Here is a 12,118-nt window from a genome sequence, read left to right on the forward strand (position 1 = left end):
TGCCAGGGGGACGCGGCGGGCGCGGAGTCAGCCATCCAGTCGGGCTGGGCCTCCTTGGGCGTGGCCCAGGAGGAGCGCGCGGCGGGGGCCTCGGGGGCGCCCCATTCCGGCGTGGCGGGAGGAGCCACCCACTCGGAGGCGGCTTCCTCGACGGGGGCGTCCCACGGCTGCTGGGCGTCAGTGGTCGGCTGGGCCCAGGCGGATCCGGCGCTGGTGTCTTCCGCGGTGGCCCACTCCGGCTGAGCGGCGGCGGGCGCCGAGGCGTCCGTGGCGGACCACGGCTGATCCGCGCCCGGGGTCACATCCTCCGTCGTCGCCCATTCGGGTTCGGCTTCGATGGGAGCCTCTTCCGCGGCGGCCCACTCCGGCTGAGCGGCGACGGGCGTGGCGGCTTCCGTGGAGGCCCACTCGGACTGCGTGGCGACCGGTGCGGTCTCTTCCGCCGTGGCCCACTCGGGCTGGGCTTCGATGGGCGCGGCTTCTTCCGTCGAGGTCCATTCGGGCTGAGCGGCAACAGGCGCCGCTTCTTCCGTGGCCCACTCGGGCTGAGCTTCGATGGGAGCGGCTTCTTCCGTGGCCCATTCGGGCTGAGCTTCCATGGGAGCGGCTTCGTCCGTCGCGGCCCACTCCGACTGCGCTACCGCAGGCGTAGAAGCCTCTTCGGTGGCCCACTCGGGCTGAGCTTCGATGGGGGCTGCTTCGTCCGTCGCGGCCCATTCCGACTGCGCTACCGCAGGCGTAGCGGCCTCTTCGGTGGCCCACTCCGGCTGGGCTTCGATAGGGGCTGCGTCTTCCGTCGTGGCCCACTCCGACTGCGCAGCGACAGGCGTGGCGGTTTCAGCAGTGGCCCATTCGGACTGAGCGGCGACCGGTGTAGCGGCTTCCGCATTCGCCCACTCGGGCTGAGCGGCGACCGGCGCGGCATCCGTGGGGGCCCACTCGGACTGCTCTGAAACGGGGGCAGTCTCTTCCGTGGCCCACTCGGGCTGCGCCTCGATCGGCGCGGCTTCTTCCTCGGTGGCCCATTCAGGCTGCGCCTCAATCGGCGCGGCTTCGGCATTCGCCCACTCGGACTGCGCAGCGACCGGTGCGGCGGCTTCAGTCGTGGCCCACTCAGGTTGGGCCTCGATCGGCGCGGCCTCTTCCGTGGCCCACTCGGACTGCGTAGCGACCGGTGCGGCGGCTTCAGTCGTGGCCCACTCAGGCTGCGCCTCGATCGGCGCGGCCTCTTCCGTGGCCCACTCGGTCTGCGCGGCGACCGGCGCGTTTCCTTCCGTGGAGGCCCACTCAGGCTGGGCGGCAACCGGTGCGGTCTCCTCAGCCGTGGCCCAGTTGGACTGCGCGGCAACGGGCGCGGTCTCTTCAGCCTCAGCCCACTCAGGCTGAGCCTCAAGCGGTGCGGCCTCAGCCGTAGCCCATTCGGACTGAGCAGCGACGGGCGCCGCTTCTTCCGTGGCCCATTCAGGCTGCGCCTCGATGGGCGCGGCTTCTTCGGACGCGGCCCACTCCGACTGCGCTACCGCAGGCGTAGCGGCCTCTTCGGTGGCCCACTCAGGCTGAGCTTCGATGGGGGCGGCTTCTTCCGTGGCCCACTCAGGCTGGGCCTCAATCGGCGCGGCCTCCGTGGTGGCCCACTGCGGCTGCGTGGGAACGGCGGCTGCTCCTCCGTTGGGGGCCCACTCGGGCTGTGCCTCGAGCGGCGCGGACTCCGCCGTGCCCCATTCGGCCTGCTCGGCGACAGGCGTGGTGCCGTCCGTCGTGGCCCATTCGGGCTGCGCCTCGATGGGCGCCTCTTCAGCGGCGGCCCACTCCGGCTGCGCGGCGACGGGCGCGGCTTCTTCCGTGGCCCATTCTGGCTGGGCCTCGATGGGCGCGGCTTCTTCCGTGGCGCTCCATTCGGCCTGCGCAGCCACGGGCGTGGCCTCTTCCTCCGTCAGGAGCGTGGCAGGAGATGCTTCTTCCGCGGCGCTCCAGTCGGACGCCTGGGCGACGGGCGTGGCGTCGGCCTCCGGCGTGGCCCAGTCGGACTGGGCCTCGATCAGCGGAGCTTCTTCGGACGGCGGCGTCCATCCGGCCTGTGCGTCAGCGGCCGGCACAGACGTGGATGCGGCCCACGCGGATTCGGCGGCCGGGGCATCCCAGGTGGGCGTGGCGTTCGCGGTGGGCTGCTCGGACGACGCGGTGGCGGACCCTGCCTGCGCCGAACCGGTTCCCTCCGACGTGTCAGCGGTGGACGCCCACTCGGGCTGCAGCTCGATGGCGGCGGGCTCGACGGCATCGGCGGCCCACTCGGGCTGCAACTCGATGGCGGCGGATGCGTCCTGCAATCCCACGGTGTCGGTCGCGTCGGAGGGCGTGCCTTCGGCGGACCACTGCTGCGCATCCTCGCCCGTGGCATTCCACGCGGAAGGCTCGGTGGACTGCGCTTCGGCGAGCGACTCGGCCGCGGTGGCCAGCGGCACGGCTTCGTCGGCACTGCCGCTCAGCTCGCTCCACTGTTCCGAGGCCTGGACTGCTCCGCCCATGGGCTCGACATCGTCCGCGCCCAGCTCCAGCGTGTCGGCCTCGATGTCCGGGCCAACCGGGATGCTGCGGATCCGCAGCGACGGGATGCCCGAGTCATTCGCGAACGGGGAGGGCGGCGGAGTGAGCTGCTGCTCCTCTTCGGCGCCCAGGTCGGCCACGTCGAAGGTCTGGGCCTCCACACCGGCCGCGACCGCCGAGGCCGCGCTGCCATCGGACCAGTCCGCGTCGCCTTCGTGGGCGACATCGTTCGCGTCGAGCGCGATCTCCTCGGCGGAGGACTCCGCCGGGGCGCCGCTGGCGGACTGCCAGTTCGTCGCGACGTCGTCCGTGCTGAGCGCGATCTCCTCGGCAGGGGCTTCCGAAGAAGTGGCGCTGCCCGTCTGCCACCCGGTGGCGACATCGTTCGCGTCGAGCGCAATCTCTTCGGCAGGGGTTTCCGCCGAAGCATCCGTCGCCGGAGCATTGCCGGAAGCCTGCCACTCCGTCGCGACGTCATTCGAGCCGAGCGTGATCTCCTCAGCGGAGGACTGCTCGGACGTGGAGCTGTCCGACTGCCAATTCGTGGCGACGTCGGCCGTGCCCGCGTTGGCGGATGCGTCAGCCGAAGCACCATTGTCGGACTGCCACTCCGTGGCGACATCGCTCGCGCCGAGCGCGATCTCTTCGGCGGGCGTTTCGGAGGCGACTGCCTGCGCGGTTTCGCCGGACTGCCACTCCGTGGCGACCTCGCTCGAATCGAGCGCGATCTCTTCGGCGGGCGTCTCGGTAGCCACGGAGCTGTCGGCCGCCCACTCCGTCACGCCATCGCTTGATCCGGGGGCACTTCCGTCAGTGGACGACTGCGCGGATGCGGCCGCATTGGCCTGCCAATCCGTGGCGACGTCCTCCGACCCGAGGGCAATCTCTCCCGCGTCGGACTGCCACTCCGTGGCGACATCGTTCGTGCCGAGCGCGACTTCTCCGGCGGAGCCTTCCGGTGAAGCTCCTTCGCCGGACTGCCAATCCGTGGCGACGTCGTTCGTGCTGAGCTCGACCGCGTCGGACGCGGCTTCCGCCGACGTGCCGGTGCCAGACTGCCAGTCCGTGGCGATGTCGTTCGTGCCGAGCGCCATCTCCTCGGCCGCCGGCGCCTCGCCGCTGGCCTGCCACTCCGTGGCAACGTCGCCTGCGCTGAGCGGGATCTCCTCCGCCGCCGCGGTCGTCTGCCACGCAGCCGCGACATCATCGGTGCCCGCCGCAGCCTCACCACCGGACTGCCACGCAGCCGCGACATCATCGGTGCCCGCCGCAGCCTGATCACCGGACTGCCAATCCGTGGCGACGTCGCCCGCGTCCAGGGCGATCTCCTCCGCGGGCACTTCCGTGGCCGCGGCGCTGTCGGTCCACGCCTCCGCGATGTCACCCGCGCCGAGCGCGATCTCTCCACCGTGATCCGGCGCTCCAGCGACAGGGGCCGCATCCGCCCCCCACGCTCCAGCCGTCTCCGTGGCGACCGCCTGCGCCTCCTGCACGGCCTCTTCCGCGGGCGCGGCGGGCTCCGCCGTCGCGACGTCGCTCCAATCCCAATCCGCGCCCCCGCCCTCGGCGGACGCCGTCGGCTCCACCGCGAGCGGCGCCGTGTCGAGCGCGCTGGCTCGAGACTCCTCGGACTCCACCGCCAGCGGCGCCGCATCCCACGCCGCGTCCATGGGCGCGGGCGCCAGGTCCTCGGCCAGCACCGCCTCGGACTCGGGCTCGGCCTCCAGCAGCTCCGCGTCTCCGGCCGCCTGCTCCGCGGAGGCCAGCGCCTCCGCCATCGGATCCAGCCCGGACGTCGCCGGGGCCTGGGCCTCCGACTCGACCTCCATCGACAGGTCCGCGAACGAATCCTCCAGCGAGGGCTCCGGCGCCGCGGCCGCCACCGGGGGCGGCGTCTCCACCGACAGCCCGGAGAAGTCCTCCTCCGCGCCCGTTCCCCACGCCTCCGCCGTCGCCGCCGGGGGCGAAGTCGCCACGGGCGCCTGCGGCATCCACGGCGCGGGCTCGCTCAACGACGGGATGTCGATGTCGTCCGTGCTGAGGTTCAGGCTGTCCGCTTCGGTGGGCGCCTGCGGGACGTACCCACCGGTCTGCGGATCCACCGGGGCCGCGTAGCCCGCGGCCGCGTTCGGGTCATACGCCGCGTTCGGGTCATACGCCGCGTTCGGGTCATAGCCCTGCTGCGCCCACGCCGCGTTCGGATCATGGGCCGCGGCGTTGGGGTCGTAGCCGGCGGGGTACGCGTACCACTGGCCGTCCTCGCCGTAGTAGCCCTGGGCATTGGGGTCGTAGCCCTCGGGGTAGGCGTACCACTGGCCATCCTCGCCGTAGTAGCCCTGGGGCTGCTCGTAGCCGGCGGGGTAGGCGTACCACTGGCCGTCCTCGCCGTAGTACCCCTGGGGCTGCTGCTCCGGCTGGGCCCAGGCCTGGGCCGCCGCCGCGGTGTCCGCCGCGTCCTGGATGCCCAAGAGGCCGCGCAACTCGACCCAGCGAGCCTCCTCGACAGCGGACAGGCTTCCCAGCTTCCGCTTCTCATCCAGGAAGCGGAACTCTCTCATCGCGGCGCGCGTATCGGACATCCGTCACCTTGCTGCGCCAGCGTCCAACAGGGGGACCGCCGCAGCGAAAATCTTGGAGGCCCGCGAGTGTAGGGGACTCCCGCCAGGGGGTAAACCAATCCGCCACGCCCGACCGGTCGCTACCTCCCCGAGAGGGCGGCACGCACCGCCTGGTCCAGGCCCGCGAAGTCCTTCTCGTAGGTGGCCTTCAGGGCCTCCTGGAAGGAGTCGGCCCGGCCCGCCTTCTCGATGAAGTCCAGCAGCTTCTCCTGGCCCCCCAGCCGCACCAGTTCCCGCACCGCCATGGCGGACGTGCCGTAGGCAATCTCCGGCTGGGACATGGTGATGGGCGCCTGCGAGTCCATGTCCGACAGCTTCGGCAGGGCCCCCTGCTTCGCCCTGGCGCGCATCACGTCCCGCAGGTAGCGCGGCGGGCCGTCCAGCCCCAGGTAGCGCCACTCGATGTACTCGGCCAGGCCCTCGTTGAACCAGCGGGGCAGGGCGCCGCCGCCGCGCGGGGAGATTTCATCCACCGCCGCGTGCACGTACTCGTGGACCAGCGTGGCCTTCGTCGCCTGCGTCAGCTCCGCCGCGTCGTTCATGCGGATGGCGTCCTCGGAGTACAGTCCGGCCACCGCGGCCGCGTACCGGGCGCCCATGTGCGTGGCGAACTCGTCGCGCGTGTAGAGCACCACGTTCAGCTGCCGCGAGCGGGCCCTGCCCAGCGTGCGCTGGGTGAAGTCATAGGCCTCGTCGAGCGCGGACACGACCTTGCCCTCGTACTCCGCGCGCTGGCCGAAGTCCCGGTCGCTGTTGAAGTAGCGGATGGCGAAGCGGCTGTTCTGGCGCACGCGCATGCCGTCCTTGCCCACGCCGGACTCGTAGGAGAGCCCCGCCGGCCGGATGTCCCCGCCCGCCGTCGCCTTCGCCTGGCGCGTGTCACCCGGGCCTGGCTCGCCGTTCATCCGCTGCTCCAGGCGCTCCGCCTCGCGCCGCGCGGCCCCTTCCTCCGACACCTGCGAGCGCGCCTGCTGCATCAGCTTCTTCGCCTCCGCGGCCTCCTTCGACTTCGCGGGCACCTGCTGCAGCGTGGCCAGTGCCCCCGCGTGGTCCTTGTCCAGAAGCTGCAGCCGCCCCAGCTCCAGCGCGAACGCGCCGTCCTTGGGGAAGTTCGCCAGGCCCTTCTTCAGCGCCTCCTCCGCGGCGGCCCGCTGATCCGTCTTCAGCGCCGAGCGCGCCACGCACCGCAGCCCGCCCGCCGTCTCCTGGAAGGCCACGGCGCGCTCGCCCAGCGAGTACGCCATCACCGGGTCCTCCGCGAGCAGCGCCTCGCAGCCCTTGAGCAGCGGGGCCGCCACGGACGGCCGCTGCGCCTCCGGGTACGAGGCGGGGTCCGCGGCGGCGAACGCGAGGTACAGCTCCTCCCACTCCTTGTGGGCCGCCAGCTCCTTCGCCTTCTGCGCGGGAGGAGCGGCGGCGAGGAGCAGCAGGGCGATGAGGGGCGTGTTCATGGGTTTCCGGAGTATCGCCGAACCCCCGAGCGCCCGCGCAAGCCTCCCCGCCCTACGTCCGGGCGACCTGCCAGCCCTGCGACTCCAGCGCGGCCATCAGCTCCTGGATGTGGGCGTGGCCCGTGGTCTCCAGCATCACCTCCACCGTGGCCTCGCCCAGGCCCGCCTTGGAGAAGGCGCGGTCGTGGTGCAGGTCCACCACGTTGGCGCGCATCTCGGCGATCTGCGTGGTGAGCCGCGCGAGCATGCCGGGCCGGTCCGGCAGCCGCACCTCCAGCTGCACCAGGCGGCCCGCCTTCACGAGTCCCCGCTCGATGATGCGGCTGATGACGTTCATGTCGATGTTGCCGCCGCCGATGATGATGGCGACGCGCTTGCCCTTCGCCTGCGGGATGCGGCCGTTGATGAGCGCCGCCAGCCCCGTCGCGCCCGCGCCCTCCGCCACCGACTTCTCCTGCTCCAGCAGCATGAGGATGGCGGCGGCGATCTCCTCCTCGTCCACCGTCACCACCGCGTCCACGTACTTGCGCACGTGCTCGAAGGTGAGCTCGCCCGGCACCTTCACCGCGATACCGTCCGCGATGGTGGTGCCCGCGGCGGTGAGCTCCGTGCGCTTGCCGGCATCCAGCGACGCCTTCATGCTCGCGATGGTGGAGGCCTGCACGCCCACCACCTGGATGCGCGGGTTCGACTCCTTCAGCGCCACGGCCACGCCGGAGATGAGCCCGCCGCCGCCCACCGGCACCACCACCAGGTCCAGGTCCGGGCACTGCTCCAAGAGCTCCAAGCCGATGGTGCCCTGGCCCGCGATGACGTGCGCGTCGTTGAACGGGTGCACGAAGACCAGGTTCTCCGCGGCCTGGATGCGCAGCGCCTCCGCGTAGGCCTCGTCGAAGTTGGCGCCCTTGAGCACCACGCGCGCGCCGTAGTCGTCACGCGTGCGCGTCACCTTGATGAGCGGCGTGCGCTCCGGCATCACGATGGTGGCGCGGATGCCCAGCCGCCGCGCGTGGTACGCCACGCCCTGCGCGTGGTTGCCGGCGGAGGCCGCGATGACGCCGCGGCGCTTCTCGTCGTCCGTCAGCGTCAGCAGCTTGTTGAGGGCGCCGCGCTCCTTGAAGGCGCCGGTGCGCTGGAGGTTCTCCAGCTTGAAGTACACCACCGCGCAGTCGGTCTTCTCCGTGAAGTAGTCCGACGCGGGGCACGGCGTGGGGCGCAGCGCGGTGCGGAGCCGCTCGCGCGCCGCCTGGATGTCCTGCAGGGTGACCATCATGGCCGGGCGTGTAGCGGAAGCCGGCCCCGTACGGAAGCGGCGCCGAGCCCATGTGGAGCCCACGCCTGCCTGGACGCGGGCGTGGCGGAGCGCGTCAGATGCCGCGCAGCACGGTGGCCTTGCCCACCCGGCCAATGGCCAGGATGTAGGCGGCCGTCCGCATGGAGACCTTCCGGGAGCGGGCAATCTGCGCCACCCGGTCGTAGGCCTCCTTCATCGTCTTCTCCAGCTCCGCGTTGACGCGCTCCTCCTCCCAGGAGACGTGCTGGAGGTTCTGCACCCACTCCAGGTAGCTCACCGTCACGCCGCCCGCGCTGGCCAGGATGTCCGGCACCACGAAGATGCCGCGCTTCTCCAGGATGTCGTCCGCCTCCGGCTGGGTGGGGCCGTTGGCGCCCTCCACCACCAGGCGCGCGCGGACGCTGTTGGCGTTGTCACGGGTGAGCACGTGGCCGAGGGCCGCGGGGATGAGCACTTCGCAATCCGCCGCGAGCACGTCCTCGTTGGTGCACGGCGTTCCGCCGCTGAAGCCCGTCACGGTGCCGGTGCGCTTCACGTGCTCGAAGAGGGAGGGCACGTCCAGGCCCAGCGGGTTGTACATGCCGCCCAGCACGTCGGACGCGGCCACCACCACGCCGCCGTCGCCCCAGATGAGCTGCGCGATGTGGCTGCCCACGTTGCCGAAGCCCTGGATGGCGAAGCGCGTGCCCTTCACCGGCATGCCCAAATCCCGCAGGATTTCGCGGCACACGTAGAGCAGGCCGCGCCCGGTGGCGGCCTCGCGGCCCTTGGAGCCGTACAGCTCCAGGGGCTTGCCCGTCACCACCGCCGGGGAGTGCCCGTGGTAGCGCGAGTACTGGTCCATCACCCAGGCCATCACCTGGGGGTTGGTGTTGACGTCCGGCGCGGGGATGTCCCGCGTGGGCCCGATGACGTCCTGGATCTGGTCCACGAACTTGCGCGTGAGCCGCTCCACTTCCTTGAGGCTCATCTGCGCGGGGTCGCACGCCACGCCGCCCTTGGCGCCGCCGTAGGGCACGTTCACCACGGCGGTCTTCCACGTCATCAGCGACGCGAGCGACACGCACTCGTCCTGGTCCAGGGCGGGGTGGTAGCGCAGGCCGCCCTTCATGGGGCCGCGGCTGTTGTCGTGCTGGATGCGGTAGCCCAGGAACGTGCGGATCTCGCCGGAGTCCATCTCGATGGACACCTGCACCTTCACCTCGCGCAGGGGCGTGGCCAGGAGCGTCTCGATGGGCGTGCCCACGTCCATCACCCGCGCGGCCTTGCGGAAGTAGTAGTTGGTGCCGTCGACGGCGTTCATGGCGGGCTTCACTCCTGAGGACAGACGGAAAACCTTAACAGAAGGGGTGCGCTACGATGCGTATGTCCATGCGCTCCCACCCCCCGGACGACAGCGACGCCGGTTCGTCCCTGCAGGGGCTGGCCCGCCGCATCCGCACGCTGCGCGAGCGCCGGGGCCTCACCCAGGAGGACTTCGCCGCCCGGTGTGACATCTCCGTGAGCTTCGTGTCGCTGCTGGAGCGCGGCGAGCGCAACCCCAGCTACGACACGCTCCTCCAGGTCGCGGCCGCGCTGGAGCTGCCGCTGTGGGAGCTGTTCCGGCTGGAGGACGCGGAGGACGCGGGGGCTCATCGGCTGGCGGAGTGGGTGCGGCTTCGGAAGCTGGGCCGGGAGGACGTGGACCGCCTCCTGGCCGTGGCGGAGGCGATGTTCAGCGGCGGGCCGGGCGCTTCAGGTCCCCCCGCGAAGGAGGCCAGCGCGGCCTGTACTTCACCGGAGTGCGGCCGGCCCGTGCTGGCCCGGGGGCTGTGCGTCGCGCACTACCACCGGGCCCGCAGGAAGAAGGCGCCCTCCGGACCTCCGGAAGGCGCCCCGTAGGCGAAGCGCTACTTGCGCTTGGCGCGCTCCACCTTCAGCGTCTTGCCCTCGCCGTGCGGCTTGCCGTGGGTGGCCTCGAAGCCGGCCACGTCCTCCTCCGCGACGAAGACGTACGCGTACGTGGGGCGCAGGTCGGTTCTCAGCACCTTGCCCGCCGGAGCACCCGCGGCCTCCAGCGCGGCGGTGACGCCCGCCTCGTCCAGGCCCTCCTGCCGGCCCAGGCCCACCCACAGCCGCGCCTGGCCGGGGACATCCGGCAGGGCCTCGTGGCGGGGGCGGCGCTCTTCACGCTGGCCGCGCGGACGGTGCCGCTCCAGCTTCAAGGGCTTGTCGTTGTGCGCCTTGCCGTTGAGGGCCTCGAAGCCCGGGGCGTCGGCTTCCGGCACGTAGACGTAGCCGTAGGTGGGGCGGGTGAGGGCCTTGAGGACCTTGCCGCCCGGGGCGCCCAGGGACTCCAGCGTGGCGGGCAGCTTCGCCTCGTCCATGCCGTCATCCGAGCCCAGGTTCACCCAGAGCTTCGTCTCACCGGGGCCCGGCTCCAGCGCGGCGGAAGGCGCTCCACCCCGGCGCTCGCCCCGGTCCTCGCGGCGCGGCTCGTCGCGGCGCGGACGGCGCTCGCGGTCCGGGTGCTCGTCGCGGCGGGGGCGCTCGGTGCGCTCGCCCCGCTCCTCGCGGCGGGGACGCTCGCGGTCGCGCTCGCGGTCGCGGTCCTTGCCCCGGCGCTCCACCGGCTTGCGCTCCGGAGCGGGCTCGCGCTTCTCCGTCTCCCCGGCGGACTGCGCCTTCTCCATGCGCAGGCGGCTGAAGTAGTACTTGATGAGGAAGGCGATGAGGTCGTCCGCGTCCGGCCGCTGCTTGAGCTGCGAGGCCAGGGGCAGGAAGCCCTCGAAGATGCTGGAGCCCATACCCTCGCGCAGCTCGCGCAGGTGGCGCTCGGTCCACAGGTGCATGGCCTCTTCGGGCGCGGGCATCTCCCGCATCTCGAACTTGATGCCGAACTTCTTCTCCAGCACGGTGAACGTCGCCAGCTCGCGCCCGGAGAAGAGGTTGATGGCCGTGCCCTTGTTGCCGATGCGGCCCGTGCGACCCACGCGGTGCAGGTAGACGGCGGGGTCCTCCGGCAGGGAGTAGTTGATGACGTACTCCAGCCCGGAGATGTCGATGCCGCGCGCCGCGATGTCCGTGGCGACCATGAAGGCCACCTCGCCGCGCTTCACCTTGCCCATCACCCGCTCGCGCTCCTTCTGCGGCAGGTCTCCGTTGAGCAGCTCCGCGTCGAAGCCGTTGCGGTTGAGCACCGCGGTCACCAGCGCCGTGTCATCCCGCGTGTTGCAGAAGATGATGGCGTTGGAGGGCTCCTCCTTCTCCAGGATGTAGATGAGGTTGCGCGGCTTGGGGAACTGATCCGACACGTCGTAGCGGATGTGGTGGATGTGCTCCACCGTGAAGACGTCGCCGGACAACAGCAGCGTCTCCGCGTTCGTCGTGTAGCGCGCGATGAGGTTCTGGATGTCCGTGGGGACGGTGGCGCTGAAGAGCAGCACCTGGCGCGTCTTCGGAAGACGGTCGAGGATGCGGGTGACCTCCTCGTAGAAGCCCTGGTTCAGCATCTCGTCGGCTTCGTCGAGGATGGCGTGGTCGCAGCCGTCCAGCTTGAGGTTGCCGCGGTTGATGTGGTCGAAGACGCGGCCCGGGGTGCCCACGATGATGGGCGTGCCCTCTTCCAGCGCGTCCTCCTGCTGCTTCATGGAGGCGCCGCCGTAGATGGCCGCCACCTTCACGCCCTTGTACTTGGCCAGCGTGGTGAGTTCCTCCGCCACCTGGAGCGCCAGCTCGCGCGTGGGGCAGAGGATGAGGGCGCGCACGCGCTTCTCGTCCGCGGGAATCTTCTCCAACAGGGGCAGGCCGAAGGCGGCCGTCTTGCCCGTGCCCGTCTTGCTGCGAACGATGAGGTCCTTGCCCGCCATCGCGGGGCCAAAGGCCTTGGCCTGGACGGGGGTGGGGCTGGTGTAGCCGCGCTCCGCCAGCGCGCGGCGGAGGGGCTCGGAGAGGTTCATTTCTTCGAAGCTGATGTCCGCGATGTACTCGCCGGGACGCGTCGTGGCTTCGTCAGGTGCCGGGGCTCCCGGCGTGGGCTCTTGGATGTCGCTCATCGGGCATGGGCATAGCCCCTGCATTACCCTCTGGCAACAATCGCGGCACTTTGGGGTATGGAGCGCGCATGGCGAATGGGAGGAAGAGAACCAATGGTCCTGTCTCTTATACACCTCTCCGAGCCCACGAGACATGCGCAGAACTCGTATGACGTCTTCTGCTTGAAAAAAAAAAAA

Annotated in this window: 6 protein-coding genes; 1 reads left to right on the plus strand and 5 read right to left on the minus strand. The window is 71.2% G+C overall.

Translation table 11 applies throughout. The features are described from left to right. From D7W79_RS29645 to D7W79_RS29660, 4 genes are all read right to left on the minus strand, one after another. Positions 1-5,123: hypothetical protein (locus D7W79_RS29645; RefSeq protein ID WP_120528740.1), on the minus strand; the 5,123-nt coding region annotated here is incomplete at its 3' end. Between the two features lie 119 nt (positions 5,124-5,242). Beyond that, on the minus strand, positions 5,243-6,613 hold the full coding sequence (locus D7W79_RS29650) for a peptidase MA family metallohydrolase (protein ID WP_120528741.1): 1,371 nt from the start codon (positions 6,611-6,613) through the stop codon (positions 5,243-5,245). 52 nt (positions 6,614-6,665) lie between these two features. Further along, on the minus strand, positions 6,666-7,883 hold the full coding sequence (locus D7W79_RS29655; RefSeq protein ID WP_120528744.1) for a threonine ammonia-lyase: 1,218 nt from the start codon (positions 7,881-7,883) through the stop codon (positions 6,666-6,668). 97 nt (positions 7,884-7,980) lie between these two features. After that, positions 7,981-9,210, minus strand: coding sequence for a Glu/Leu/Phe/Val family dehydrogenase (locus D7W79_RS29660; RefSeq protein WP_120528742.1), 1,230 nt, complete (start codon positions 9,208-9,210; stop codon positions 7,981-7,983). A 68-nt stretch (positions 9,211-9,278) separates the two neighbouring features. Here D7W79_RS29660 and D7W79_RS29665 point away from each other — a divergent pair, with 68 nt between their 5' ends. Next, complete coding sequence (locus D7W79_RS29665; RefSeq protein ID WP_120528745.1) at positions 9,279-9,788, plus strand: helix-turn-helix domain-containing protein; 510 nt, start codon at positions 9,279-9,281, stop codon at positions 9,786-9,788. An 8-nt stretch (positions 9,789-9,796) separates the two neighbouring features. On the opposite strand, the gene D7W79_RS29670 is transcribed toward D7W79_RS29665, so the two are convergent. Further along, positions 9,797-11,941, minus strand: a complete 2,145-nt coding sequence (locus D7W79_RS29670; RefSeq protein ID WP_120528743.1) for a DEAD/DEAH box helicase — start codon at positions 11,939-11,941, stop codon at positions 9,797-9,799. Between the last annotated feature and the right edge of the window lie 177 nt (positions 11,942-12,118).

The sequence above is a fragment of the Corallococcus exercitus genome (assembly GCF_003611585.1).
In the GTDB taxonomy this organism is placed as follows: Bacteria; Myxococcota; Myxococcia; order Myxococcales; family Myxococcaceae; genus Corallococcus; species Corallococcus exercitus.

Coding starts and splice junctions, on each gene's coding strand:
- D7W79_RS29650 (WP_120528741.1), bottom strand. CDS start 6,613: ATGAACACGCCCCTCATCGCCCTGCTGCTCCTCGCCGCCGCTCCTCCC.
- D7W79_RS29655 (WP_120528744.1), bottom strand. CDS start 7,883: ATGGTCACCCTGCAGGACATCCAGGCGGCGCGCGAGCGGCTCCGCACC.
- D7W79_RS29660 (WP_120528742.1), bottom strand. CDS start 9,210: ATGAACGCCGTCGACGGCACCAACTACTACTTCCGCAAGGCCGCGCGG.
- D7W79_RS29665 (WP_120528745.1), top strand. CDS start 9,279: ATGCGCTCCCACCCCCCGGACGACAGCGACGCCGGTTCGTCCCTGCAG.
- D7W79_RS29670 (WP_120528743.1), bottom strand. CDS start 11,941: ATGAGCGACATCCAAGAGCCCACGCCGGGAGCCCCGGCACCTGACGAA.